The 25224-nt window shown below is 66.5% G+C and carries 19 protein-coding genes; 11 read left to right on the forward strand and 8 right to left on the reverse strand.

Going from position 1 to position 25224, the window contains the following annotated elements; genetic code table 11:
- The first annotated feature begins 110 nt into the window (after window positions 1-110).
- Together DB31_RS35570 and DB31_RS35575 are read left to right on the forward strand one after the other, a co-directional pair.
- Window positions 111-1274: a tetratricopeptide repeat protein gene (locus DB31_RS35570; protein ID WP_083969085.1), complete on the forward strand. Its 1164-nt coding sequence runs from the start codon at window positions 111-113 to the stop codon at window positions 1272-1274.
- 66 nt (window positions 1275-1340) lie between these two features.
- On the forward strand, window positions 1341-2537 hold the full coding sequence (locus DB31_RS35575; RefSeq protein WP_044196482.1) for a M48 family metalloprotease: 1197 nt from the start codon (window positions 1341-1343) through the stop codon (window positions 2535-2537).
- 128 nt (window positions 2538-2665) lie between these two features.
- On the opposite strand, the gene DB31_RS35580 is transcribed toward DB31_RS35575, so the two are convergent.
- Window positions 2666-3187, reverse strand: coding sequence for a tetratricopeptide repeat protein (locus tag DB31_RS35580; protein ID WP_044196484.1), 522 nt, complete (start codon window positions 3185-3187; stop codon window positions 2666-2668).
- A gap of 6 nt (window positions 3188-3193) precedes the next feature.
- Window positions 3194-4360: a hypothetical protein gene (locus DB31_RS35585; protein WP_044196486.1), complete on the reverse strand. Its 1167-nt coding sequence runs from the start codon at window positions 4358-4360 to the stop codon at window positions 3194-3196.
- A 205-nt stretch (window positions 4361-4565) separates the two neighbouring features.
- On the opposite strand from DB31_RS35585, the gene ruvX reads away from it, so the two are divergent.
- The gene (gene ruvX / locus DB31_RS35590; protein ID WP_044196488.1) at window positions 4566-5027 is read left to right on the forward strand and encodes a Holliday junction resolvase RuvX; all 462 of its coding nucleotides are present in this window, start codon (window positions 4566-4568) and stop codon (window positions 5025-5027) included.
- Between the two features lie 93 nt (window positions 5028-5120).
- Here ruvX and DB31_RS35595 read toward each other — a convergent pair whose 3' ends face one another.
- On the reverse strand, window positions 5121-6662 hold the full coding sequence (locus DB31_RS35595; protein WP_338034350.1) for an ArnT family glycosyltransferase: 1542 nt from the start codon (window positions 6660-6662) through the stop codon (window positions 5121-5123).
- Window positions 6663-7213: 551 nt separating this feature from the next.
- On the opposite strand from DB31_RS35595, the gene DB31_RS35600 reads away from it, so the two are divergent.
- The 4 genes from DB31_RS35600 to DB31_RS35615 are packed head-to-tail and all read left to right on the forward strand — an operon-like array spanning window position 7214 to window position 12537.
- The gene (locus DB31_RS35600; protein WP_044196492.1) at window positions 7214-9277 is read left to right on the forward strand and encodes a PrkA family serine protein kinase; all 2064 of its coding nucleotides are present in this window, start codon (window positions 7214-7216) and stop codon (window positions 9275-9277) included.
- Between the two features lie 2 nt (window positions 9278-9279).
- Window positions 9280-10392 carry a DUF444 family protein gene (locus DB31_RS35605; RefSeq protein WP_044196494.1) on the forward strand — a complete coding sequence of 371 codons (1113 nt, stop codon included), beginning with the start codon at window positions 9280-9282 and terminating at the stop codon, window positions 10390-10392.
- A 31-nt stretch (window positions 10393-10423) separates the two neighbouring features.
- Window positions 10424-11917: a SpoVR family protein gene (locus tag DB31_RS35610; RefSeq protein ID WP_044196496.1), complete on the forward strand. Its 1494-nt coding sequence runs from the start codon at window positions 10424-10426 to the stop codon at window positions 11915-11917.
- 32 nt (window positions 11918-11949) lie between these two features.
- Window positions 11950-12537, forward strand: coding sequence for a hypothetical protein (locus tag DB31_RS35615; RefSeq protein WP_044196498.1), 588 nt, complete (start codon window positions 11950-11952; stop codon window positions 12535-12537).
- A gap of 25 nt (window positions 12538-12562) precedes the next feature.
- Here the strand turns inward: DB31_RS35615 and DB31_RS35620 are convergent, their stop codons facing one another.
- Window positions 12563-14227: an ATP-binding protein gene (locus DB31_RS35620; RefSeq protein ID WP_052420516.1), complete on the reverse strand. Its 1665-nt coding sequence runs from the start codon at window positions 14225-14227 to the stop codon at window positions 12563-12565.
- A 190-nt stretch (window positions 14228-14417) separates the two neighbouring features.
- Between DB31_RS35620 and DB31_RS35625 the strand changes: the two genes are divergently transcribed.
- Window positions 14418-15608 carry a peptidoglycan DD-metalloendopeptidase family protein gene (locus DB31_RS35625; RefSeq protein ID WP_044196500.1) on the forward strand — a complete coding sequence of 397 codons (1191 nt, stop codon included), beginning with the start codon at window positions 14418-14420 and terminating at the stop codon, window positions 15606-15608.
- Window positions 15609-15617: 9 nt separating this feature from the next.
- Here DB31_RS35625 and DB31_RS35630 read toward each other — a convergent pair whose 3' ends face one another.
- Window positions 15618-16211 carry a DUF2378 family protein gene (locus DB31_RS35630; protein WP_044196502.1) on the reverse strand — a complete coding sequence of 198 codons (594 nt, stop codon included), beginning with the start codon at window positions 16209-16211 and terminating at the stop codon, window positions 15618-15620.
- Between the two features lie 162 nt (window positions 16212-16373).
- Between DB31_RS35630 and DB31_RS35635 the strand changes: the two genes are divergently transcribed.
- On the forward strand, window positions 16374-18869 hold the full coding sequence (locus DB31_RS35635) for a glycogen/starch/alpha-glucan phosphorylase (protein WP_044196504.1): 2496 nt from the start codon (window positions 16374-16376) through the stop codon (window positions 18867-18869).
- Complete coding sequence (locus DB31_RS35640) at window positions 18866-19090, forward strand: YybH family protein (RefSeq protein WP_052420517.1); 225 nt, start codon at window positions 18866-18868, stop codon at window positions 19088-19090. Before DB31_RS35635 ends, DB31_RS35640 begins: the two co-directional genes overlap by 4 nt.
- Here DB31_RS35640 and DB31_RS35645 read toward each other — a convergent pair.
- Both DB31_RS35645 and DB31_RS35650 read right to left on the reverse strand, forming a co-directional pair.
- On the reverse strand, window positions 19063-21006 hold the full coding sequence (locus DB31_RS35645) for a M3 family metallopeptidase (RefSeq protein ID WP_044196506.1): 1944 nt from the start codon (window positions 21004-21006) through the stop codon (window positions 19063-19065). The two genes, DB31_RS35640 and DB31_RS35645, sit on opposite strands and share 28 nt — an antisense overlap.
- Window positions 21007-21160: 154 nt before the next feature.
- Entirely contained in the window at window positions 21161-22135 is a 975-nt protein-coding gene (locus tag DB31_RS35650) for an SDR family oxidoreductase (RefSeq protein ID WP_338034351.1), read from the reverse strand.
- A 19-nt stretch (window positions 22136-22154) separates the two neighbouring features.
- Between DB31_RS35650 and DB31_RS35655 the strand changes: the two genes are divergently transcribed.
- Window positions 22155-23063 carry a LysR family transcriptional regulator gene (locus DB31_RS35655; RefSeq protein ID WP_044196510.1) on the forward strand — a complete coding sequence of 303 codons (909 nt, stop codon included), beginning with the start codon at window positions 22155-22157 and terminating at the stop codon, window positions 23061-23063.
- Window positions 23064-23070: 7 nt separating this feature from the next.
- On the opposite strand, the gene DB31_RS35660 is transcribed toward DB31_RS35655, so the two are convergent.
- Complete coding sequence (locus DB31_RS35660) at window positions 23071-25149, reverse strand: Ig-like domain-containing protein (protein ID WP_044196512.1); 2079 nt, start codon at window positions 25147-25149, stop codon at window positions 23071-23073.
- Between the last annotated feature and the right edge of the window lie 75 nt (window positions 25150-25224).

Here is a 25224-nt window from a genome sequence, read left to right on the forward strand (position 1 = left end):
GAGCCAGAGGGCCTCAGGCGAATTAAGCTGGGCGCGCACACAAGCGGAACTCTGTGCGGGCCGATGCTGTCCGTGAGGGCGTCGGCTCGGAGAGAGCCTGGACGGAGAACATGAGCAAGAGGACGCACATGTCGGGCACATGGCGATGGTGGGTCTTGGTGGGCTCGGTGGGGCTGGTGGGCCTGACGGGCTGCCGGACCACGGGGACGGCGATCCGCGAGGACACGAAGCATCCGCGGCAGGAGATCCAGTTCGATCCGGTAGAGGTGACGGCGGATCTGGAGCTGGAAAAGCTGAACGACGAGGAGCTCTTCGCGGGCGGCACGTCGGCGTTCGCGGCAGGGGACTTCAAGCAGGCGGCGCGGTACTTCGGGCGCCTGGTGGACTTCCACCCGCAGAGCAAGCACCGGAACGAGGCGCTCTACAACGCGGGGCTCTCGCACCAGCGGCTCAAGGAGTGGGAGGAGGCTTACCACCGCTTCGCGGAGCTGGCGGACGCAGAGAAGGGCCAGGGCGACGCGCTGGAGTCGGCCTTCCGGGTGGCGGAGACGCTGTACCACCTGGAGCGCTTCAGTGACGCCGTGAAGATGCTCACCACCCTGGCCCATCGGCAGGACATCCCCGTGGGCCGGCGGATGGAGGCGCGGGTGCAGCAGGGCATCTGCGAGCTGGAGCTGGGCCAGAAAGAGCAGTCCGAGAACACGCTGCGCAAGGCGCTCAGCGACTACGAGTCGCTCTCGGACAAGGACGAGGTGGAGGACTACTTCCCGGCCCAGGCGCACTTCTTCATCGGGGAGGTCTACCGGCTGCACTACGAGGAGGTGAAGCTGGATCCGGCGAAGGGCACGGACAAGCTGGCCGAGGACCTGAACTACAAGGCCGAGCTGCTGCTGTCGGCGCAGGGGCACTACCTGCGGTCGATCAAAGTGGGCAACGGATACTGGGCCACGGCAGCGGGCGCGCAGATCGGCGCGATGTACGAGAACCTGTACGACCACATGGTGAACACGCCGGCGCCGCCGGAGCTGGATGCGGAGGAGGCGCAGGTGTACCGGCAGGAGCTGCGCAAGAAGATCCGCGTGCTGCTGACCAAGTCGATCAACATCTACGAGCGGACGCTGGAGGCGGCCGAGCGCATCGGCTCGCAGAACGCCTTCGTGGATCGGACACGGGAGAGCCTGCGCAAGGTGCGCGAGCTGCTGCTGGCGGATGCGGACGGCGAGCAGGACGCGGAGCCACCGCCGGAGAAGCCCAAGCCCAAGCCGCACTCCTGAGCGAAGGCGCTGGGTGGGGGTGGCTGGGCACCACGGGGCCAAACGGCATAGCCTCTGGCCCTGTCCATGGAGCCCATCTTCACCGCTGAGCAGCTCGCCGAGATCAAGGCGTACCACCTGCCGTATTACATCCGCTCGGGGCTCAATCCGTTCCTGCTGCTGGGGTATCTGGCACTGGTGCTCGGCCCTCTGAATGGGCCTTTTTACCGCTTCGCTCAGCGGCTGGCCGGGTGGCTCGACAACCACTTGGGATTCCTGCGACGGGCCCCCGTGCTCCGCGTGGTCTTCCAGGTGCTGGACAAGCTCTGGGGCGAGACGGGCTGGGGCACAGCGCTGCTGTTCGGGCTCTGCGTCGACCTGACCTACAAGCTCGTCTTCCTGCCGGCGGACATCTACTTCGGCTACATCCTCGAGCACCGCTACGGCATGTCGACGTACACGCCGCTGACCTTCGCCAAGGATGAGCTCAAGGACGTGCTGGCGGGGGTGGTGCTCGTCTGCTCGCTGGTGCTCGGCGTCTACGGCCTGGCGAGGCGCGTGCGGCGCTGGTGGCTCGTGCTGGGCGTGCCGATGGCTGTGCTCCTCCTGCTGGTCTCCTCGGTGCTCGACCCGTACCGCAGCCGCGCCTACTTCGATCAGGAGCCGCTGGAAGCAGGCCCGCTCCGCACCCACATGACCGAGCTGCTGGCGCGTGCGGACATCACCTTCGCGGACATCCTGGTGGAGAAGACGTCGGTGGCCTCGAAACGGGTGCAGGCCTACTTCGCGGGCCAGGGCCCCACGCGCACCATCGTGCTCAACGACGTGCTGCTTCAGCAGTTCTCTGAGGGAGAGATCCTCGCGGCAGTGGCGCATGAGGCAGGCCACGTGAACGAGGCCCAGTGGCCCAACCGGATCGCCTCGGCGCTCGCGCTGGTGGCCTTCCTCTTCGTCATCGACTGGCTCTTGCGGCGAGCGGCGGCGCGGGGTTGGTTCGGCGCAATGCGCTTCGCGGACATCCGCACCCTGCCGCTGATCTCGCTGCTGTACTTCTCGGTGATGCTGACGGCGGCGCCGGTGTCCGCCGCGTTCTCCCGGGAGCGGGAGCGCGAGGCCGACCGTTATGCCCTGCGCCTCACGAAAGACCCTGCCACGTTCCGCCAGATGCTGGTGAAGGCCGCGCGGGTGAACAAGATGGACCCCGAGCCTCCGCGTTGGATCGTCATCAAGGGCCTGACCCACCCGCCCGTCGGAGAGCGCATCTCCGATATCTCCGTGCCCTGAAAAACGCAGCAGGTGGGCGGGCCGCTGCCCTGCCCAGCCTCCACCTGGCCCCCCACCCGCTGCTCCGCCGGCACCGCGTCACGGCCCGGCGGTCCCCTCGACCACCCCCCTCCTGCCCTACCGCGACGCTACGCCTGCGGGCTGCCCTTCAGCTTCTCCACCGCCACGAGCGTGATGGCCTTCACCAGCGCCTTGGCGCGGCGGCCCGCCACAGTGGTGCCGTGGGGATCCGCTTCCACGGCGTTGGCCACATCGGTGAAGCCCTGGCGCAGCCCCTGGCGCAGGTAGAGCTCGCCCCGGTTGACGAGTGCCACGGGGTTGTGCGGGTCGCGCTCGAGCGCGGCGCTGTACTCGGTGATGGCGTCCTGCAGGCGGCCCAGCTTCTGGTACACGGTGCCGAGCGCCGCGCGGCTCGCCGAGTCCTTCGGGTTGCCCGCGACGAGCCCCTCGAAGAGGACTCGTGCCTCTTCGTACCGGCCCGCAGCGGCGAGCTCACAGCCCACCTGGGCAATGGCCTTGGCTTCCTCAAAGGTCATGCCTTCGACTTCGGCCCAAGTCACCTCGCCCCGAGCGAACGCCTTCAGCTTCACCACCGTCTCGTTCTGGATCTCCATTGTCGTGTCTCCTTGGTATTTGATGACGCGTCCCATGGCGGTTCAGGCCCGGCCCAGGTTCTGGATGGCCTGCTTGGCCATCTCGTTGAACTTTGAAGAGATGTTGCTCATGAGGTCGAACATCTGTTTGCGCTTCTCCATGAGCTTCTGGAGACGCAGGTTCAGCTGTTCCATGGTCGTCTCGAGCTTGGCCGCGCGGGTGCGGCCCGACTCGTCGGTGCCGAGCTTGGCGCGCTCGTCACGGGCGTTGGACATCTCCTTCATCACGTCGAGGATCTCGTCATCAGTGTCCTGGGTGATGAGCGTGAGGAGCGCCTGGAGCTTCTCCTCCATGCTCATGTTCGGGCTGTTGATGATGTCGCTCACGCTGCTGGAGGGCCGACCACAGCCACCAGGCTTCGGAGCCGGAGCGCTCTCCACGGGGGGTGAGGGCTGACCGGTCGACGGCGGCTTGGTCTCCACGGGGGTGCCCGGAGTGCCCGGATTGGAGGGAGTGCCCACCGGAGGCGGCTTGGCCGGGCATGACGGGGTGCCCGGAGTGCCCGGGTTGGAGGGAGTGCCCACCGGAGGCGGCTTGGCCGGGCATGACGTGGAGGGCTGGCGCACGCCGTACTGGGCGATGTCGTCGTTCACCTTCTTCAGCGCGCGCTGCACATCGAGCTGGCTGATGGTGCCATCGGCTGAGCCACCCTTGCCGGCGGTATCGAGCATGTTGCGGTACTCGGGGTGCTCGAGCAGGAAACGGGCAGCGCTGCGCAGCTCGGGGGAGAGGTTCGGGTTCTCGGCGGCCTTCTGGAGCGTGCTCAGGTCGAACTTCGAGTTCTGCTTGCTGTTGAGCGTGTCGAGCATGCCGAAGTTGGCGGCGATGGTGCGGAGCGCCTCCTGGTACTGAAGGACGCTGGGCTCCAGGTAGCCCGTGCTGGCGGCGGAGGCCGCCTGCTGCTTGGCAGGCGCATAACCCTCCTGGGCCTTGGCGGCGTCCTGGGCGGGGTAGAACTCGGTCTGGGCGGCGGGATTCTTCGTGAGCTCCGAGACGACGCCGAGGGCGCCGCTGGCAGCCATCATGACGTTACCCGTGAGGGCACCGGCGGCGGCCTTGATGGAGTTGGTCAACAGCGGGGGAAGACCGAGCTTATCGCCCGCGAAGTCGACGATGGTGGCCATGGGACCGGCCAACGTGTTCACAGCATTTTTGATGAAGTCGAGCATGTTGCCTCCCGCGCGGAGGGTTGAAGGTTGAGAGGCGAAGCGCCGCGCGATGGGAGGGCCCACTTGCAGGGAGAATGCCGAGGCCTTCGGATGCCCCCCACCCAACGAAATCAGGCGGTTAGGTTCGGCACCGAACGAGCCCTCCGTCTCCGGCCGCGGACGGTGGGGGTCCACGGCGGGGGACTGCGATTAGAGTCCCCGGCCCATGCGGACCCTGGGGCTGGACGTGGGAACGAAGACAGTGGGGGTGGCGGTATCGGACGGGCTGGGGCTGACGGCCCAGGCGGTGACGACGATCCGGCGCACGAACCTGAAGGCGGATCTGGCAGCGCTGGCGGAGCTGGCGCGAGAGCACGAGGCCTCACGCGTCGTGGTGGGGTTGCCTCTGAACATGGATGGAAGCGAGGGTCCCCGAGCAGAGGCGTCCCGGAAGTTCGCCGAAGTGGTGAGCCAGGCATTGGGGCTGCCGGTGGAGTTCTGGGACGAGCGCCTGTCGACCGTGGCGGCGGAGCGAACGCTGTTGGAAGCAGACCTGACGCGAGCCAAGCGGCGCCAGGTCATCGATCAGGTGGCGGCGCAGTTCATCTTGCAGGGGTGGCTGGACGCCCGTCGTTCCCAGTCCGACGTGCACGCGGACGACTTTGATCTGGATCCACATGAGATGTGAATCCCGGGAGAGCGGGACGGCCGGTGCGGGAGGACCCGTCCGCTGACGGGGGGACCCGCACCGAGCCGAGGGACCCGCGACCTGTGAGCCCGTCTACTGTGCTTGCTTCCGGAGATACACGTGAACTGGGGCGGAGAAGCCGTCCTGTTCCACATAGAGGACGTCCCCGAGCATCAAGGTGCGTCCCTCGAGCTTCACCGACGGCTCCCGAGTCAATGCGCCCCCATCGAAGCGCACGAGGAACTCGGGCTGCGCCTGTTCGAACCGCTGGCGGAACTCGGGCCACCGCATGCGCACCACGCGCTCATCCGGCAGCCCGACAAAGAACCCCAGCTGCAGATCCAGGTACCGGTCATCACTGTCGAGCACCAGCGACTTGCCCTTCTCCGTCACCTCGGCCTTGAGCCAGCGCGCCGCCTGCATCAGCGGCTGAGGATTCGTGGAGGTCGGGCTCACCGGCCGCAGCGCGTCACGCCAGCGTCCATCCGCGCGGAAGGTGGACACCCCCAGCGTCACCGGCATCACCACCGCCAGAGCAATACTGCCCCCCGCGACCACCTGGCGGGCCCGCTCTCCCCAAGCGCGTGCACACGCTTGAGCCCCCAGCGCCACGAACGGCAGCAGCAGGACCACCTGCGTCACCGTGAAGCGCCCCAGCGGAACGAAGTTGAACAGCACAGCCGCTCGGAACGTGTAGTACGCCGCAGGAATGAGCGCCGCGAGCACCAGCCACCGCAGCTCCAGCCGCTCGCGCCAGGCCTTCCACATCCCCGCCATCCCTAGCAGCGCCACCCCCGGCGTGAGCGTGAAGAGCGCCATCGCCGGCCAGAACCCCAGCCCCTGCACCCGCATCCACAGGCCCTTGCCTCCACCGCCCGAGCTCGCCACCCAGCCCCGGTGGAACTCATCGATATAAGAGATGGGATAGAGCGGGTCGCCGTGCGCCAGCTCGTTGCCCTGCATCCACCACAGCGGGAACGGCAGGCACAGCAGCCCAAACGCCACCGCCATCGTCACCCCCGCCACCTTGTCCTTCCGCCACAGCAGCGGCATCACCGCCAACAGCGGAACGTACATCCACGCGTCGTACCGCAGCGCGCACGCCAGGTTCAGCACCATCGCCGCCCCAAAGAGCGGCCCGAACCGGTTCTCTTCCAGCGCCTGCGCGAAGAGCGCGAACACCCAGAGCATGAAGAAGAGCGCCACCGCCTCGCTCGCCGCCGTCGTGGACAGCTGCAGGTGCAGGCCCCAGGCGGAGAAGGCCAGGCACGCCCACACCCCCGCCCGCCAACCCCAGTACCGCCGCGTCAGCGCGAACAGCGGCACCACGGACAGCACACCGAACAGCAGGCTCACCGCCCGCCCCGCATGCTCCCGATCCACCGCCTTCAACACCGCGCCCACCATGTACAGGTGCAGCGGCCCGAACTGCTGAGCCCCATCCCCGAACGAGCGGATGAGGCGCGGCTCCTTCAGCCACCGCTCCGCCAGCTCCGTCCTCACCACCGCGTCCCCGTACAGGTTCTCGTTCACCGGGAACACCACCAGCCGAGGAACCAGCGCCGCCACCAGCAACAACCCCAGCAGCAGCCGAGGGCTCGGCTCACGCTCGGGCTCCGGCACTGCCGACAACAAGGGCTCGGGTCCAGGGGAAACAGCAGAGACAGGAGAGGAGGCAGACGTCATGGAGGCGCCGGAGGATACGCAGGCAGTGCTCAAAACCAAGCAACCCTCGCCCCCTTGCCCACCCTGCGGCCCCTCTGGGACAGCTGTCCTACCTCGCCCCCTAACACTCCAAGTGGACGGGTTGCGCGTCACCGCGACCCGCCGTTATGTCCATCCTCATGAGACATCACCCCACAGTGGGTCTCCGGAACGCCGGAAAGTCCGGCCCTGGACGTTCACTCCTGGGGGGATGACCCGCTGGACCCTACCCCCCGGGGCTGGGGTCCTTATAATCAAGCTGCCTATTCACCCCGTGGAGGGTGTGCCTACCCGTGGCACCCCCGACACGTGCTGACCACGCGGTCCCACTCCGCGGCGGGGTCCCGAATTGGCGCCAGGAGCCTTTTTCGCCTGGGACCCGCTGGCGGGGTGATCGGAATGGCGATCACCACCCCCAGGTTCAAAATTCTGGCCCCCCGTGTGCGCGACTCCCGCGCCCTCGGGAGCCCCGAGGGAGAGACATGAAGGACGCTGAGAAGGGTTCGTGGGTCTCGAAGATCGCCGCGCTGCAGGACACGAAGACCTACGCGGAGCTCAACTGGGAGGGCTCTTTCGAGGACTACCTCGAGATCGTCCGCAAGAATCCCAAGATCACCCGCACCGCCTACCAGAGGATCTACGACATGATCCTCAGCCACGGGAAGACCGAGTACATCGACAACAAGAAGAAGCTCATCCGCTACCACTTCTTCTCGGACGAGAAGTTCGGCGGACGCGATGCCATCTTCGGTCTCGACGTGCCGCTCATGAAGCTGGTCAACGTCTTCAAGTCCGCCGCCCAGGGCTACGGCACCGAGAAGCGCGTCATCCTCCTCCACGGCCCCGTCGGCTCCTCCAAGTCCACCATCGCCCGCCTCCTCAAGAAGGGCATGGAGGAGTACTCCAAGACGCCCGAGGGCGCCGCGTACACCTACTCCTGGACCACCGACAAGAAGCAGGCCGACGGCACCGTCACCAAGGAGAAGATGAAGTGCCCCATGAATGAGGAGCCGCTCAACCTCATTCCCCGCGAGTGGCGCTCCAAGGTCTTCAACGAGCTCTCCCCGCACGAGAGCGGCTACACCATCCCGGATGGCAGCGAGCTCTGCCCCGCCTGCCGCTTCGTCTTCAAGGAACTGATGACGCAGTACCAGGGCGACTTCTCCAAGGTCGTCCACCACGTGCGCGTCAACCGCCTCATCTTCAGCGAGAAGGACCGCATCGGCATCGGCACCTTCCAGCCCAAGGACGAGAAGAACCAGGACTCCACCGAGCTCACCGGTGACATCAACTACCGGAAGATCGCCGAGTACGGCTCGGACTCGGACCCGCGCGCCTTCAACTTCGACGGCGAGTTCAACATCGCCAACCGCGGCATCATCGAGTTCGTCGAGGTGCTGAAGCTCGACGTGGCCTTCCTCTACGATCTGCTCGGCGCCTCGCAAGAGCACAAGATCAAGCCGAAGAAGTTCCCTCAGACGGACATCGACGAGGTCATCCTCGGCCACACCAACGAGCCCGAGTACAAGAAGCTCGAGAACAACGAGTTCATGGAGGCCTTGCGTGACCGTACGGTGAAGATCGACGTGCCGTACATCACCAAGCTGGCCGAAGAGGTGAAGATCTACGAGAAGGACTTCAACTCCCGCGCCATCAAGGGCAAGCACATCGCCCCGCACACCCTCGAGATGGCCGCCATGTGGGCGGTGATGACGCGCCTGGAGGAGCCCAAGAAGCACAACCTCTCGCTGCTGCAGAAGCTCAAGCTCTACAACGGCAAGACGCTGCCCAACTTCACCGAGGACAACATCAAGGAGCTCCGCAAGGAGTCCGTCCGCGAGGGCCTCGAGGGCATCTCCCCCCGCTACATCCAGGACAAGATCTCCAACGCCCTGGTCAGCGACAAGGGCGAGGGCTGCATCAACCCCTTCATGGTCCTCAATGAGCTGGACGCGGGCCTCAAGACGCACTCGCTCATCAACTCCGAGGACGCCCGCAAGCGCTTCAAGGAGCTGCTCACCACCGTGAAGCAGGAGTACGAGGACATCGTCAAGAACGAAGTCCAGCGCGCCATCTCCGCCGACGAGGACGCCATCGGCAAGCTGTGCGGCAACTACATCGACAACATCAAGGCCTATACCCAGAAGGAGAAGGTCCGCAACAAGTACACCGGCCTCTACGAGGAGCCGGATGAGCGCCTCATGCGTGCCATCGAGGAGAAGATCGACATCCCCGAGAGCCGCAAGGACGACTTCCGCCGCGAGATCATGAACTACATCGGCGCGCTCGCTGTGGAAGGCAAGACGTTCAACTACCGGACCAACGAGCGGCTCCACAAGGCGCTCGAGCTGAAGCTGTTCGAGGATCAGAAGGACAGCATCAAGCTGAAGAACCTGGTGTCCAGCGTGGTGGACAAGGAGACGCAGGAGAAGATCGATCTCGTGAAGGACCGGATGATGAAGAACTACGGTTATTGCGAGATCTGCTCCACCGACGTGCTCAACTTCGTGGCCAGTATCTTCGCCCGCGGAGACGCGAAGGAGTAGCCGTGTCGCTGAAGATCCACCAGGACCACTCCCGCTTCAAAGCGATCGTCCGAGGGAAGATCAAAGCCAACCTGCGCAAGTACGTGCAGAAGGGCGAGATGCTCGGCAAGAAGGGCAAGGATGCCATCTCCATCCCCATCCCCTTCATCGACATCCCCCGCTTCAAGTACGGCCATAAGGAGCAGGGCGGCGTAGGGCAGGGAGACGGTGAGGTGGGTCAGTCGCTCGGCCCCGGGCAGCCTCAGCCTGGGGACGGGCACGGCCACGCCGGCCAGGGCGAGGGCGACCATGCCCTCGAGGTCGACGTCACCCTCGACGAGCTGGCGCAGATCCTGGGCGAGGAGCTGCAGCTGCCCAACATCGAGCGCCGGCACAACGAGAAGATCGTCACCCAGAAGATCAAATACACCGGCATCAACACCACCGGCCCCGAGTCGCTCCGCCACTTCAAGCGCACCTTCAAGCAGGCGCTGAAGCGGCAGATCGCCACCGGCACGTATGACCCGAAGAAGCCGGTCATCATCCCCACGCGCGAGGACCGGCGCTACCGCAGCTACAAGCTCCAGGACCTGCCGGAGACCAACGCCGTCATCATCTACATGATGGACGTGTCCGGCTCGATGGGCGACGAGCAGAAGGAGATCGTCCGCATCGAGAGCTTCTGGCTCGATACGTGGCTGCGCCACCAGTACAAGGGCCTCGAGTCGCGCTACATCATCCACGACGCCGTGGCCCGCGAGGTGGACCGGGAGACCTTCTTCCACACCCGCGAGTCCGGCGGCACGATGATCTCCAGCGCCTACAAGCTCTGCCGCGACATCATCGCGGCCGACTACCCGAAGAGCGCGTGGAACATCTACCCGTTCCACTTCTCGGACGGTGACAACTGGAGCGCGGACGACACGCGCCAGTGCATCGAGATGCTCAAGAACGATGTGCTGCCCAACGTGAACCAGTTCGCCTACGGGCAAGTCGAGAGCCCCTACGGCAGCGGCCAGTTCATCAAGGATCTGCGCGAGGCCGTGGGCGACCAGTCCAACGTGGCCCTCAGCGAGATCGCCGACAAGGACGCCATCTACAACTCCATCAAGGACTTCCTCGGAAAGGGCCGCTGAAGCCCCGCGCCCCCACGGAGCACCCGCCCCGATGCCCAAGAGCCTCACACCCCGCCTGGCCGCTCTGAACGAGGAGATCCTCGGGTACGCCCGCGAGTTCGGGCTCGACTTCTTCGAGACCATCTTCGAAGTCGTCACCTACGACGAGATGAACATGGTGGCCTCCTACGGAGGCTTCCCCAACCGCTACCCGCACTGGCGCTGGGGCATGGAGTACGAGCAGCTCTCCAAGGGCTACGAGTACGGCCTCTCGAAGATCTACGAGCTCGTCATCAACAACGACCCCTGCTACGCGTACCTCCTGGAGAGCAACGCGGACGTGGACCAGAAGCTCGTGATGGCCCACGTGTACGGGCACTGCGACTTCTTCAAGAACAACTTCTCCTTCCGCCACACCAACCGGCGGATGATCGACGAGATGGCCAACCACGCCACCCGCGTGCGCCGGTGGATCGACAAGATCGGCGTGGAGAAGGTGGAAGACTTCATCGACCGGACGCTGAGCCTCGAGAACCTCATCGACCAGCACGCCCCGCACATCCGCCGCAACCCGGATCCCCGGCGCGCCGAGGACGAGGCCAAGGCCAACGAGCGCGTCGAGGGCTTCAAGGTCAACCGCGAGTACATGCGCGGCTTCATCAACCCGTCCGAGTTCCTCGAGTCCCAGCGCAAGAAGGTCGAGGACGAAAAGCAGCGCTCCAAGAAGTTCCCCGAGCGCCCCCAGCGTGACGTCCTCTACTTCCTCCTGGAGAACGCCCCCCTGGAGCCGTGGGAGGCTGACATCCTCTCCATCCTCCGCGACGAGGCCTACTACTTCGCCCCCCAGGGCCAGACGAAGATCATGAACGAGGGGTGGGCCAGCTACTGGCACTCCACCATCATGACGCGCCGCGCCCTGAAGGATGATGAGATCATCGACTACGCGGACCGCCACTCCGGCACCATGGGGACCCGCCCAGGTACGCTCAATCCCTACAAGCTAGGCATCGAGCTGTGGCGGGACATCGAGGACCGCTGGAACAAGGGCCGCTTCGGCAAGGAGTGGGACGAGTGCGATGACCTTCGGGCCCGAGGCTCGTGGGACAAGAAGCTGGGCGCGGGCCGGGAGAAGATCTTCGAGGTCCGCAAGCACTACAACGACATCACCTTCATCGACACGTTCCTCACCGCCGAGTTCGCCATCGAGCAGAAGCTGTTCGTCTACGGCTTCAACGACAAGCGCAACTCCTGGGAGATCCTCGACCGGGAGTTCCGAAAGGTGAAGGCCAAGTTGCTGCAGGGCCTGACGAACTTCGGCCAGCCCATCATCGAGGTGGTGGACGGCAACTTCGAGAACCGCAGTGAACTGCTCCTCGCCCACAAGCACGATGGACAGGATCTCAAGGGCGACTACGCTCGCGAGACACTTAGAAACTTACAGTCTCTCTGGCGGAGGCCTGTCAACATCGTTACGAGGTACGATGGCAAAGGCGTCATGCTACGCTACGACGGCCAGAACCACTCGGAGAAGAAAGTCGACCTCTAGAGCGTCTCTGGGGTTGCCGGAGCAAAGAACGGATGGGCTCACGCATCGAAGCAGTGGAGGTGCTGTCTTTCCGGCTCGAGCTGCCAAGGCTCGCGCTGGATCGTCTCCCGTCGGAGCTGGGCACCGCCCTGCCCGTGCGCATGGAGAAGGAAGCAGACGGGACGTTGTGGGTCGAGCATGACGGCCAGGAGAGCTTCCTGCGCTTCCGCCTCGAGGGCGACAGCGCGGAGCTGGAGGAGATCTCCATCTCCCAGGACGCCCAGGGCCACTTCTTCCAGAAGGTACTCGGCGCGCTGATGGTGCGCTTCCGCGGCGATCTCCGGGCACGCTTGGTGTTCGATCCCCGCGAGAACCGCGCCGAGGACCCCTGGGTCGAGGTGAAGATCGAACAGGGCCGGACCACCTGGCCGGGCCTGGCCACTCAGGCCGCCGCAGTCCGCCTGGCGCACGCCGCCGCCGAGGGTGGCAGCGTGGGTGCCTCTGGAGAGGGCGGTGGAGAGGCTTCCTCCGAGGAGCCCCTCACTCCCGAGGAGGAGGAGCTGTCTCGGATTCTCGCCCGCGCCGAGGCGGCGTGGCAGGAGTACCAGCGCCTCAAGCGCCAGCGGCAGCAGCCTCGCTAGGCGCTGCCCCCGCGCCCGCTGCCGCTCACGTGGAGACCTTCTCCGAAGCGGCAGCTGGCAGGGTGAAGTGGAACGTGGCCCCCTCTCCTGCCTTGCCCTCGGCCCACGTGCGGCCTCCGTGACGGGCGACGATGCGGCGGACGTTGGCCAGCCCGATGCCCGTGCCCTCGAACTGATCGGCCGTGTGCAGGCGCTGGAAGACGCCGAACAGCTTGTCCACGTACTCCATCTCGAAGCCCACCCCGTTGTCCTTCACCCACACGTGGATGTCTCCCTCCTCCTCCCGGCTGTCCACCTCGATGGTGGGCTCGGGCTTGGGGCGCGTGTACTTCAGCGCGTTGGACAGGAGGTTCTTGAACACGAGCCGCAGCAGGGCCGGATCTCCCTGCACCTGAGGCAGGGCCGCCACCTTCCACGTCACGGTCCGCCCCTCGGCCTCGGGCGCGAGCTCGCGCCGCACCTGCGAGATGAGCTCATCCAGGGAGACCTGGGTCTTCTTCAGCTCGGCCCGGCCCATGCGGCTGAAGTTCAGCAGGTCATCCACCATCTTCCCGCCCTGCCTCGCCGCGTCCGAGATCGTCTTCATGTACTCGCGAGAGGTGGCGTCCAAGTGGGTGCCGATGCGCCTCTCCAGGAGCTGGGCAAAGCCGGTGATGTGGCGCAGAGGCGCGCGCAGGTCATGGCTCACCGAGTAGCTGAAGGACTCCAGCTCTTTGTTGGCCTCCACCAGCTCCGCGGTGCGCGCCTGCACCCGCCGCTCCAACGTCTGGTTGAGGCGCTTCACCTCTTCCTCGGCTTTGCGGCGCTCCGTCATGTCGTGCCCCTGCACGAAGATGCCCGTCACCGCGCCGTTGGCCCCGAAGATGGGCTGGTAGACGAAGTCCACGGAGCGCTCGTCCAGAGGCGCCCCCGGCTGCCGCTGGAGGGCCACCGACAGCCCTCGGCCTACGAAGGGCTCTCCCGAGGTGAAGACCTTGTCGAGCAGCTCGTAGAAGCCCTGCCCCGCCAGCTCGGGCAGCGCCTCGCGGACGGGCTTGCCGATCAGCTCCCGGTGGCCCACGACCTGGTAGTACGCGCGGTTGGCCAGCTCGAAGACGTGGTGGCGCCCCCTCAGGAACGTCATGAAGCCCGGGGCCTGTTCGAAGAGCTGGAGCAGGTGGCGGCGCTCCGCGTCCAGCGTCCGGTTGGTCTCCTGGACCTGCTGCGCCCGCTGAAGGACGCCCGCCCCCAGCAGATCCGTCGCGTGGGAGCGCTCGGCCTCCGCCATCTGCACGGCCTGCTTGAGCCGCTGCAGCTCCGTCACGTCCACGGTGTGCTGAAGGATGAAGGCCACCTCGCCCTTCTCGTCCAGGAGGGGGGTGTGCGTGGCGCTCCAGAAGCGCTCCTCGATGACAATGCCCGCCTCAGTGTGGAGAGGAACCCGGTACATAATGAGCGCCAGGGTATCCGACGCGCGGCTGGACAAGACCCGCTCGAACGAGGCGCGCAGCATCCGCGCGTTCTCATTGCTGGGGTTGGCCGGATCGTGGGGGAAGAGGTCGAAGACGTTGCGGCCCAGGAGGTCTTCCAGCCGGCTCGCTGTCACACGCAGGTAGGCGTCATTGGCGGCGACGTACTTGAGCTCACGGTCGAGCACCATGTACGGGTTGGGCGAGAAGCGGAACAGCTGCCCAAAATCGGGTGATGGCATCGGGTCGACCGTCCTTCTGGTGACGCTTCCTGACAATGACTTCTCTCAGGGAACGTTCACTCGTACCCAGTCTCCGGGTTGGCCCTCCCGCCCCTACCCTCCAGAGCAGGCGGACAGGCGGGCGCCGAAATTTCCCGGCCAGGATTTGGGCAGCGGCGCGGAGCTCTTCTACACTCCTGTATCAGCGCCCATGAGAATCGCTCCCCTGCTCTGCCTGGCGGCCCTGCTGGCCGCTCCGTTCGCCTCCGCCTCCGTCTCCAGCTACACGGTGAAGAACCGCCGCATCGAGCCGCGGCAGACCCTGGCTCAGGCGCTGCATGACGCGGCGCTTCCAGACGCCCAGGTGGAGGCCGTCATCTCCGCGCTGGAGGGCGTGTTTGACTTCCGGAAGTCCCGGCCGGGCGACCAGTTCCGCCTCGTCATGCGCGAGGGCGTGCTGGACTTCTTCGACTACCGGCAGAGCGCGGTGGACGAGTGGCAGGTGCGCCGGGACGGCGACAAGTACGTGGGCAGCAAGCGCACCATCGAGGTGGAGAAGCAAGTCACCCTGGTGTCGCTGGAGATCAACAGCTCGCTGTACGAGGCGGCGCTGGCGGCGGGCGAGGACCCGAGCATCGGCGTGGTGCTGGCGGACGTGTTCGCCTGGGACATCGACTTCTACCGGGACCCGCGCAAGGGCGACAAGGCGCGGGCGCTGGTGGAGAAGTTCGTCTCCAAGGGCCGGGTGCTGCGCTACGGCGAGGTGCTGGCGGCCGCCTACGAAGGCGGACAGGTGGGCAAGAAGCGCGTGTTCCGCTACCAAGAGCCGAACGGGCAGATCAACTACTTCCAGGAGGACGGCGCCAGCGCGAAGAAGACGTTCCTCAAGAGCCCGCTGAAGTACGCGCACGTCACCAGCGGCTTCGGCTCGCGCTTCCACCCGGTGCTCCAGTACCTGAAGGCGCACAACGGCGTGGACTACGGCACGCCCATTGGCACCCCGGTGTGGGTGGTGGCCGATGGCACGGTGACGAAGGCGCAGAACACGGGCCCGGGCGGCAACACCGTCTGCGTGCGCCACATCAACGGCCTGGAGACGTGCTACCTGCACCTGTCCAAGTACGGCGCGGGCGTGCGCGTGGGCGGGCGGGTGAGCCAGAAGCAGGTGATTGCGTACTCGGGCAACACCGGCCGCAGCACCGGGCCACACCTGCACTTCGCGCTCAAGCGCAACGGGCAGTTCGTCAACCCGCTCAACCAGAAGTTCCCCCGCGCCGAGCCGCTTTCCAAGGCACAGCTGCCGGACTTCCTCGCCAAGACGAAGGAGCTGGTCTCGCAGCTGGACTCCGTGTCCATGGCCTCGGCGGGCGGCTCTAGCACGCACGCCGCAGCCACGCCCTGAGACAGCGCCTCACTCCCCCCATTCGAGCAGGAACTCCGCGTGGTCCAAGCCGTGGATGGTGGTCTGCACCGTCCCCTGGACGCCGCAGACCTCGAGCGCGGCGGCCAGCGTGCCCTCGTGGAAGAGCGCCGGCTGCACGTCGCCCCGGAAGACGATGCGCAGCTTCCGCTCCCCCAGCACCTCGCACTCGTGGGTGCCGTAGTTCACCATCGTCGCGTAGGCGATCGAGGTGTTGGCGAAGCCCCGTTGGGGGTTCTTGCGGCCCATGATCTTCGCCAGCGCACGGCCCACCGTGGAGCCATAGAAGAACTGGTGGAGGCACGCGGCGCCACAGGCTCGGAGCGCCTCCTGCTCGGAGCCCAGGGAGGGTGCCAGGACGCTCGTGGCAGCAAAGAGCAGGCGGGTAAAGTCGCTGGCCGGGTAGGAGAAGAAGTCAACGAGCCGCAGCAAGCCCAGCTCCTGGGACAGCCTCGCGGCGCTCTCCTCTCCAGCCCGCTCGGAGACCAGGGAGAGGATGGAGTTGAACGCCAGCCCCCTCACAGTGTGAACAGGCAGCACCCTCTGGAGCCGGAGGGACAGCTCGGTGGTGTCACGACCATCCATGGGACCTTGGCCTCCACATCGCCTGCAGGGTGGCCCCCCGACTGCCTGCAGTCCTTTTAGCAGACCCTCACGCAACGGTGGAGACGGCCCGGCAGTCGCGGTAAATGCGAGGTTCCGGCCGCGCCCGGTTCTCCCGCGTGGCCCTAGAGAGGATCACCGTCGATGTCCGACCCATTGAGGGCACAAGCCCCCCATGTCTCGCTCGAAGAAGATGCCACGCGCACCGGGAAGGATCCCGCGAGTGTCCGCCGGGGCTTCCTGGAGCATGTGCGCTACTCCCGTGGCAAGAACCCGGAGACCTCCACCGCCCATGACCGCTTCATGGCGCTGTCACTGGCAGTGAGAGACCGGCTGGCGCACAAGTGGGTGAAGACGGCACGCACCTACTACGAGAAGGACGTCAAGCGCGCCTACTACCTGTCCGCCGAGTACCTGCTGGGTCGCGCGCTGGGCAACAACCTCATCAACACCGGCATGTACGAGGCCGCCGAGCAGGCCATGCGCGAGGTGGGAGTGGACCTCACCACGCTCATCGAGATGGAGCCGGACGCGGGCCTGGGCAACGGCGGCCTGGGGCGGCTGGCGGCGTGCTTCCTGGACTCGCTGGCCACGCTCGCCTACCCCGGCATGGGGTACGGCATCCGCTACGAGTTCGGAATCTTCACGCAGGACATCGTCGACGGCTACCAGGTGGAGCGCGCCGACGAGTGGCTGAAGTTCGGCAACCCGTGGGAGATCGTCCGGCCGGAGAAGGCGGTACCGGTGCGCTTCTTCGGGCGCGTGGAGCACCACACGGGCGCGGACGGGCAGCGGGTGGCGCGCTGGGTGGGCGGAAAGACCGTGGTGGGCGTGCCCTTCGACACGCCCATCGCCGGCTTCGGGAACAACACGGTGAACACGCTGCGGCTGTGGCAGGCCCGGGCCAGCGAGGAGTTCGACCTGCTGCTGTTCAACGCGGGCGACTACGAGCGCTCGGTGGTGGAGAAGAACGACTCGGAGGTCATCTCCAAGGTCCTCTACCCGAACGATGCGTTCCAGGCGGGCAAGGAGCTGCGGCTCAAGCAGCAATACTTCTTCGTCGCCTGCTCCATCGCGGACATCGTCCGGCGGTACCTGAAGGGCCACAAGGACTTCCGGGACTTCCCCAACAAGGTGGCCATCCAGCTGAACGACACGCATCCAGCCATCGCGGTGGCGGAGCTGATGCGGGTGCTGGTGGACGAGAAGCGGCTGCAGTGGGACGAGGCGTTCCACATCACCCAGCAGACGTTCGGCTACACGAACCACACGCTGCTGGCCGAGGCCATGGAGAAGTGGCCGGCCACGCTGTTCGAGCGCCTGCTGCCGCGCCACCTGGAGATCATCTACGAGATCAACCACCGCTTCCTGCGGCAGGTGCAGATCCGCTACCCGTTCGACGAGGAGCGGCTGCGCCGGCTGAGCCTCGTGGAGGAAGGCGCGGAGAAGAAGATCCGCATGGCGCACCTGGCGGTGGTGGGCAGCCACAGCGTGAACGGCGTGGCGGCGCTGCACACGGACCTGCTGCGGCGAGACGTGCTGCCGGACTTCGCGGCCATGTTCCCCGAGCGCTTCAACAACAAGACGAACGGGGTGACGCCGCGCCGCTGGCTGTCGTGGTGCAACCCGCGCCTGGCCAAGCTCATTACCTCGCGCATCGGCGCAGGCTGGGAGAAGGATCTGGACCAGCTGCGCAAGCTCGAGGAGCACCTGGACGACAAGGCGTTCCACACGGCGTTCCGCGAGGTGAAGCAGCAGAACAAGCATGACCTCGCGCAGCACATCCAGGATCTGCGCTCGGTGAGCCTGAATCCGAACGCCATCTTCGACGTGCAGATCAAGCGCCTGCACGAGTACAAGCGGCAGCTGCTCAACGCGCTGCACATCGTGGTGCTGTGGATGCGGGCGCGGAGGGATCCGTCCACCATCGTCCACCCGCGGGCGTTCCTCTTCGGCGCCAAGGCGGCCCCGGGCTACCAGCAGGCCAAGCAGATCATCCGGCTCGTCAACGGCATTGGCGAGGTCATCAACAGCGATGCGGGCACCACGGGGCTCCAGGTGGTGTTCGTGCCCAACTACCGGGTGAGCCTCGCCGAGCGCATCATCCCGGCTGCGGATGTGTCCGAGCAGATCTCCACCGCGGGCTGGGAGGCCTCCGGCACGGGCAACATGAAGCTGATGCTCAACGGGGCGCTGACGCTGGGCACGCTCGACGGCGCGAACGTGGAGATCCGCGAGGAGGTGGGGGATGAGAACTTCTTCCTCTTCGGCCTCACGGCGGACGAGGTGATTGCCCGGAAGAAGGCCGGCTACCGGCCTCGGGACGTCTACAACTCGCACCAGGAGCTGCGCGAGGCGATGGACCTCATCGCCTCGGGCTTCTTCTCGCCGGAGGACCGCAACCTCTTCAAGCCGCTGATGGACAACCTGCTGGAAGAGGACCGGTACCTGGTGCTGGCGGACTTCGACTCCTACATGAAGAAGCAGGAGGACGTGGCCCGCGCGTACCAGGACCACGACACGTGGACGCGCAAGTGCATCCTCAACGTGGCACGGGCCGGCATCTTCTCGTCGGACCGCACCATCAAGCAGTACGCCGAGGAAATCTGGCGCGTGAAGCAGATCCCGGTGGATCAGTGAGCCCGAGCGCGTCCTCCTCCCGCCGCGAGCTGGAGGAGCTCGTCACCGCCTTCTGCGACGCGTTCAACCGCGACGACCTGGAGGCGGTGATGGGCTACTTCGCGGAGGACGCGCTCTACGAGACGTTCGACGGGCACCAGGCCCGAGGCAAGGCGGCGATTCGTGCCGCCTGCGAGCCGCGGCGCTCCGTGACTCACCCCGCGTTGAGCCACTGCTCGTAGGCCCGGAAGTCGTAGTCCCGGCCGAGGAAGTCCTTCACCAGCACCACCGCATCCTTCGAGCCGCCGGGCTCCAGGATCGAGCGGCGGTAGGCCTGCGCCGGCTCGGGGTTGAGCAGCCCCTTGTCCTGGAAGACGGTGAAGAGGTCCTTCGCGATGACCAGGGACCACATGTACGTGTAGTAGATGGCCGAGTACCCATCCAAGTGCCCGAACGAGAGGTGGAAGTACGTGCCCTCCACGTACGGGAACGGCGTGTACTTGCCCTGCAGTTCGCGCACGACGGCGAGCGGATCCAGGCCCTGCGGATCCCGCTTGTAGAGCTCCAGGCTGAGCGCCGCGTAGAACATCTGCTGGCGCACCCAGACTCCCTTGCCGAAGTCATCCGCCTTCTTCATGCGCTGGATGATGTCCGCGGGCAGCGGCTCGTTCGTCTGGTAGTGCTTGGCGAAGCTCTGCAGCGAGCCCACGTCCCTCGCCCACTCCTCCAGCATCTGCGAGGGCGCCTCGACGAAGTCCCACTCGGTGCGCACGCCCGACAGGCCCGCCCACGGCGTGTGCCCACCGAAGAGATGGTGCAGCAGGTGGCCGAACTCGTGGAAGAACGTCTCCACGTCGCCGTGCTGCATCAGCGCGGGCTCGGCGCCGGGCTTGGGGAAGTTGCACATCAGCACCGCCTCCGGGAGGCGGCGGCCCTGCTTCCCCGTGGCCAGCGTGAACTGGGCCGCGTGCTTGTACTTGTCCGCGCGCGGGTGCATGTCCAGGTAGAAGCGGCCCACCTGCTCCTGGCCCTGGAACACGTCATAGGCCTCCACGTCCGGGTGCCACACAGGCGCGTCCGCCACGCGCTTGTAGCTCACGCCGAAGATGCGCGAGGTGATGTCCAGCACGCCCTGCTTCACCCGCGTGTACTCGAAGTAGGGGCGCACGGCCTGCGAGTCGTAGCTGTACTGCTCCGCCTTCACCCGGTCCTCGAGGTAGCCCTGATCCCACGGGTCCACGCCGGTAGCGCCCGGGTTGTCCTTGCGCTTGCGCTCCAGGAGCACCTGGTAGTCCCGGCGGCTGCGCTCGGCGGAGGCGGAGGCGATCTTCTCGATGAAGTCCCCCGCGTTCCGCTCGCTGCGGATCATCTTGTCCTCGGTGGCGTAGGCCGCCCAGTTGGCGTAGCCAAGCAGCGTGGCCAGCTCATGGCGGCGCCCCAGGAGCCGCTGCAGCACCTCGACGTTCTTGGGGTAGGCCCGGCTGCGGTTGGTCCGCCAGAGCTTCTCGCGCGCGGAGGAGTCCTTCGCGTACGTCATGAAGGGCACCAGGTCCGGGTAGTCCGTGGTGATGCGCACCTTGCCGTCCGCCCCGGGCGGGTGGTTGCGCACGTAGTCCGCGGGCAGGCCCTCCAGGGCCTCGGGCGGCAGCTCCACGGTGCGCACGTCCTCGCGGATGTTCCGGTCGAACTCCTGGCCAATGCGGACCAGTTCCTCCTGCAGCGCCTTCACTCGGGCACGGGTGGCATCGTCCCGATCCACGCCGGCACGCCGGAAGTCGCGGAGCAGCTTCTCCACCCACTTCCGAGTCGGTGCGTCCTCCTTGGACACATCCAGCGAGGCGATCACCTCATAGACGCCACGGTCCAGGGAGATCTCCGTCGCCAGCTTCTCAGCTTCCTGCTCGGCGGTCTCGGAGGCCTGGCGCATGGGCTCGGCTGGGTGGCTGTGGCGCACGACGCTGGCACGGGCGCTGGCGTCGGAGAGGGCGGCCGTGGCCTCGTCGAAGATCTCCAGGGCCTCGCGGACATTGCGCGGGGCCGGCAGGGACTTGAGGCGCTCGATGCCAGAGCGCGCGGTGGAGAGGGCCGCTTCGCTGGCACGGCGGAACTCGTCCGGCGGGCAGGTAACGAGGCGAGCGGCGTCGGGAGTGGCAGGCACGGGTTCTGCTCCTGAAGAGAAGGTCGCTCCGCGAACCTAATGCGGAGAACGCCCGGGAGCAGCAGCTTCGAGCACGGGATGGCAGGCACTGAACGCCACCCTCACCTCTCCCTGAGCCGCGCCCTTCACGCGGACCCAGGGTGTGTGCTTCGCTTCAGGTGTCGAAGTAACGGCCTTGCTCAAGGTCGGAGAGGAGCCCCCGCTGTCGTGGGCTCCAGCCCAGTTGTTCCCGCGTTCGCGTGCTCGAGGCCGGGACGTCGAGCGCCACGAATCTCTCGAACCAGGTGAAGTGGAGCGCCGCCTCCGCTTGGGACTTGCTGCCGACCGGCACGTTCAGGCGGCGGCCGATGGCGGATGCGATCTCCCGGAGCGGAATACCTTCCTCGGCGACTGCGTGATACCGGCCTCCTGCGGCCCCCTTCTCGAGCACGAGCCTGTAGAGCTGTGCAGTATCGAGCCGGTGCACCGCGGGCCAGCGGTTCGTCCCCTCTCCCAGATACGCGGAGACGCCCTTCTGTCGCGCGAGGGCGATCAGGTGGGGAACGAAGGCGTGATCACCGTCGCCGTGGACCGAGGGAGGAAGACGCACGACCGAGACGTTCACTCCCCGCGACGCCACCAAGGCTGCGGCCTCCTCCGTCGCCGCGCGAGGGTGCGCTTGGGCCCCTGACACAGGCGCCGTCTCTTCGGTGGAAAGGATCCCCTTTGGCAGAATCCCCATGGCTGAGGTGACGATCAGGCGACGGTCAGAGCCAGCGAGCGCAGCGCCGAGCGCTTCGATGGCGCGCCGGTCGAGCTCACAGTTGTCCTTGAACTTCGAGAAGTCATGGTTGAAGGCCGTGTGGATGACGGCATCCGAGGCTCTCGCTCCGCTGCGGAGGCTTTCGAGATCCTCGACTGAGCCGCGATGCACCTCGACTCCAGCCGCAGCGAGCGACGCGGTGCCCTCCTCCGAGCGAGCCAGGCCGAGCACCTTGTGGCCCGCACCGAGGAGTTCCTGAACAACAGCGGAGCCAACAAAGCCTGTCGCTCCTGTGACGAAGATACGCATATGGCGAAGGTCTCCCTTTTCGTACCGGCAAACAAAATGAGCCATCGGGGAGCCCCTCACAATCGTCATGCTCGTCATGCTAAGCATGACGAAAAGTATGGCTCGCGAACCCGACAGACATGCGCTGGATGGCCTCGGCATCCTCCGCGCCGTGGTGCAGGCGGGGAGCTTCGTGGGCGCGGGGGAGGCGCTCGGCCTCACGCAACCCGCCGTCAGCCGTGCGGTCGCGCGACTTGAGGCCCGGATCGGTGTGCGGGTGTTCCGTCGGACTGCCCGCTCCATCTCGCTGACGGACGAAGGCCGCCGATTCTATGAGTCGGTCGAGCCGCACCTCCGCGCCATCGAGGAGGCGACCCTGGTAGCGAGGGATTCCTCGGCCAAGGTCAGCGGCCATCTGCGTGTGAACGTCGGTCCGAGCATCGGGCAGTTCGTGCTGACGCCTCGCCTCCAGCCGTTCCTCGCGCAGCACCCTGGCCTCTCCATCGAGCTCGCCGTGCGCGATCGCATGGGAGATCTGGTCCGCGAAGGCTTCGACGTCGCCGTCCGGTTTGGTTACCCGGAGCCCTCAGCGTTGAAGGCACGCCTGCTCATGCGCACGCGTGTCATCACCTGCGCATCGCCCGAGTACCTCGCGCGTCACGGAGAGCCACGCCGGCCGAGCGACATCGCGAAGCACCAGTGTGTGCTGATGCGAGACCCTTCCACGGGAAGCCACTTCGCATGGGAGTTCGTGCGCGGCGAGAAGGTCATCCCCGTGAACGCGCCTGGACAGCTGATGGTGAACGACATCGGTCCGATGCTCGCCGCGTGTCTCGCGGGGCAGGGAATCGCCCAGGTGCTCGAGCTCTACACGCGCGAGTTCCTGGCCGACGGACGGCTCGTGCAAGTGCTCCCGGAGTGGGCGGACGAGACGTATCCGCTCTACGTCTACCATCACTCCGCGCAGCTCATGTCGGCCAAGGTTCGCGCCTTCTTGGACTTCGTCGTCGCACTGACGCGCGAGTAGGCCGCGCTCACAGCCCACAGCTCTCGTTGGGCCACCCCGGCGTGCCGTAGTCGCCCCCCATCAACCGCACATGGTCGCTCGAGTCACACCAGGACTGGGGCTCTCCCTGTGCCTGTGCGCCCATCATCGAAGGGGCGAGGTTCATGGAGCGGCCGGGGGTCTGCGGGAAGGTGCTCGACCACGTGAAGTCCTGGATGACGGTTCCCGAGGCCGTCTTCAGGATGAGCTGCCCATCCGCTGGGAGGTCGAAGGTGTCTCCCAAGGTGGCGTCGACAGGGACGCCCCCGTTGACGTCGAACTCGCCACGCCGTGCGAGGACGAACCACCCTCCGGGGCCGAGGAGCACGGCGCCCCCAGGGAAAGGGGACTCCACCGTGAAGTGCGTGACGGTTCCCGAGACGATGAGCTCGATCTGGAGCCCCGTGATGTTCCGGACCGCCTGGACCATGTTGTGCAGCTCGACGTAGTCCGTGGTGCCCTCCGAGGGGCTGTGCATCACCTCGGTGATGGCCAGCTCGCCCGCCGAGGGCCTGTCCGCGGTGCCGCACGCGTCCCCGAAGCAAATGCCCTCGGCCCCGGGGCAAGACATGCGCGTCTCCCGGTCCCGGCAGGTGGGCAGACCGTCCACGCCGATACAGGCCGAGCTGAAGGCGACGTACGTCCTGCCGTCCGCGGCGCAGGTAGGTGCTGGCACCTCGCACGTGACATCCTCGCAGGGAGCGAAGGGTGGAGGCGCGGGGATGATCTCCCGGCTCAGCGTGGCCGTCAGCGAGGCAGTGGCCGTATCCGTCACCGTGAGTTGCTGGGGATTCGCGGCGGTCCGGAACACGGCATTGAAGGAGTGGCGCCCCTCATCCGCTGGGGTGAAGCTGTAGTCCTCGGGCAGCTCGGCGAGCGCATCCGTCGAGGTGACGTGGATCGTGCCCAGATACCCCGTCGCGTCATTGCCGAAGGCATCCCGCGCCAGCACCTCCACCGAGAACTCCTCCCCGACTTCGAAAGGCCCGGGCGGCGAGGAGAGGACCAGCTGCGCCACAGCCGCTGGCAGGACCGTCACGGACGCGCTGGAGCTCAGGGTCGGGGTACTGATGTCATCCACCCGGACCTCCCAGGTCCCCGCCCGGCTCAAGGTGACGGAGAGGGTCTTCGAGCCATTGTCCGCCGCGGTAAAGGTAACGTCCGAGGGCAGCGCGGCCCCTGGAGACGTCGAGCTGAAGCGCACGGTGCCCTGATAATTCGCCGCCGGGTTGCCAAAGGCATCCCGGATCGTCACCGTGGCGTTCACCGTGCTCCCCGCCGTCACCGAGCCCGGCAGAGACAGCGTGAGAGACGTGGGCAGCGCGGGCACGACCTCGAAGAGCGGGCTCGTGGCATCGGCCAGACCGCTCGAGGTGGCCTTCAGCTGGTAGCCCGTTCCAGCCTGCTTCAGCACCACCCGAGGAAAGCGCGCGACGCCATTGACTGTCTGTGCCGTGAGCGTGCCCTCGAGCCCCGCCGAAGACGGACCCGCCGCGAGCAAGAGCGAGACCTCTCTCGACACGCCCGCGACGGCACGCCCGAGCCTGTCCTGCACCACCACCTCCACCTCGGGTGACACGGCCTCGCCCGCTGTCGCGGACAGGCTCGCGTTCAGGAAGGCCAGCTTCGTGGCAGGAGCCGCCACGAACTCAACGGTGGGCCGCTCGCTGAGCTCCACCGAGCCGCCCTCTGCTTCAACCGAGGCAATCACCTGCCGGGATCCTGCCTGAGAGGAGGTCACCGAAGCGGTCGTCACGCCACTGGCATTGGTCGCCCCGGCGGGCTGCGTGACGGAGGCGCCCTCCCCCGGCACCTCCACGATCACGGTCCTTCCAGACAGCGGCTTACCCGTGCTGTCCCTCACCGTCACGGTGATGGTAGCCCGGTCGACACCATCCGCGCGGACGCCCGACGCTCGGTCCACCGCCACCGTGGAGCGGCTCGCATCCGGCGCCGCCGCGGGGTTCGGAGAAGGAGTCGAGCTCCCTCCCCCACACGCCAGCGAGAGACCCAGGAACAGAGCGCCCAGCCCCAGCAAGCGGGCGAGCGAGAACACGGACTGCGGCATGAACGTCTCCCAGGGCGCACGGCTCTCCGAGCCACGGGAGAGCCGCTGCGAGGCCCAGCTCCGTTTTACCAGACC

The sequence above is a fragment of the Hyalangium minutum genome (assembly GCF_000737315.1).
GTDB lineage: Bacteria > Myxococcota > Myxococcia > Myxococcales > Myxococcaceae > Hyalangium > Hyalangium minutum.

Bases quoted from the DNA above. Each gene is read 5' to 3' on its own strand.
- DB31_RS35570 (WP_083969085.1), top strand. From the start codon at position 111: ATGAGCAAGAGGACGCACATGTCGGGCACATGGCGATGGTGGGTCTTG.
- DB31_RS35575 (WP_044196482.1), top strand. From the start codon at position 1,341: ATGGAGCCCATCTTCACCGCTGAGCAGCTCGCCGAGATCAAGGCGTAC.
- DB31_RS35580 (WP_044196484.1), bottom strand. From the start codon at position 3,187: ATGGGACGCGTCATCAAATACCAAGGAGACACGACAATGGAGATCCAG.
- DB31_RS35585 (WP_044196486.1), bottom strand. From the start codon at position 4,360: ATGCTCGACTTCATCAAAAATGCTGTGAACACGTTGGCCGGTCCCATG.
- ruvX (WP_044196488.1), top strand. From the start codon at position 4,566: ATGCGGACCCTGGGGCTGGACGTGGGAACGAAGACAGTGGGGGTGGCG.
- DB31_RS35600 (WP_044196492.1), top strand. From the start codon at position 7,214: ATGAAGGACGCTGAGAAGGGTTCGTGGGTCTCGAAGATCGCCGCGCTG.
- DB31_RS35610 (WP_044196496.1), top strand. From the start codon at position 10,424: ATGCCCAAGAGCCTCACACCCCGCCTGGCCGCTCTGAACGAGGAGATC.
- DB31_RS35615 (WP_044196498.1), top strand. From the start codon at position 11,950: ATGGGCTCACGCATCGAAGCAGTGGAGGTGCTGTCTTTCCGGCTCGAG.
- DB31_RS35620 (WP_052420516.1), bottom strand. From the start codon at position 14,227: ATGCCATCACCCGATTTTGGGCAGCTGTTCCGCTTCTCGCCCAACCCG.
- DB31_RS35625 (WP_044196500.1), top strand. From the start codon at position 14,418: ATGAGAATCGCTCCCCTGCTCTGCCTGGCGGCCCTGCTGGCCGCTCCG.
- DB31_RS35630 (WP_044196502.1), bottom strand. From the start codon at position 16,211: ATGGATGGTCGTGACACCACCGAGCTGTCCCTCCGGCTCCAGAGGGTG.
- DB31_RS35635 (WP_044196504.1), top strand. From the start codon at position 16,374: ATGTCCGACCCATTGAGGGCACAAGCCCCCCATGTCTCGCTCGAAGAA.
- DB31_RS35650 (WP_338034351.1), bottom strand. From the start codon at position 22,135: ATGACGAGCATGACGATTGTGAGGGGCTCCCCGATGGCTCATTTTGTT.
- DB31_RS35655 (WP_044196510.1), top strand. From the start codon at position 22,155: ATGGCTCGCGAACCCGACAGACATGCGCTGGATGGCCTCGGCATCCTC.
- DB31_RS35660 (WP_044196512.1), bottom strand. From the start codon at position 25,149: ATGCCGCAGTCCGTGTTCTCGCTCGCCCGCTTGCTGGGGCTGGGCGCT.